Genomic DNA, 382 nt, shown 5'->3' with positions numbered 1-382 from the left:
GTAAAGAATAACTCTCTAGCGTTTTTTGAAAGTCATTGAGCACGGTTTGTGGCAAAACGCCAGATTCGAGATAGCCTTCAATGGTATTCACTCGCTGTCCATCACGCCTTGGGATTGCGCCACGGCTTGGCGTGAGCTTAAGCTCGGCAATTGTCGAGATACTGATGCCTGTGGTGTACATCTCTGAGACAACAGGCAGTCGTAAATTACTCAAGTGAGTAATATTTTCTCTATCCGAATCACCCACGCGCACGCGCACTGGAATAGATTCGCTCGCCTCTATGATGCTGCCGCTTTCTCTGCCCACTAAGGTCGCTTGTAGAAGGTTGGCAAAGTCACTTAACGCAAGGTTATTTAGCTTTGCGGTGTCTTCATCTACATC

1 protein-coding gene is annotated in these 382 nt (G+C 47.6%); it reads right to left on the bottom strand.

What is annotated here, in order from left to right; genetic code table 11:
- Positions 1–382 (bottom strand): efflux RND transporter permease subunit (locus tag AB4585_RS23725; protein ID WP_372171218.1); only part of this gene is annotated, 382 nt, incomplete at both ends.

This window comes from Vibrio sp. 10N.222.49.C9, from assembly GCF_041474985.1.
Classification (GTDB): Bacteria; Pseudomonadota; Gammaproteobacteria; order Enterobacterales; family Vibrionaceae; genus Vibrio; species Vibrio crassostreae_C.
The sequence above is the reverse complement of the archived record's forward strand: the minus strand, read 5'-3'. Positions and strand labels throughout refer to the sequence as shown.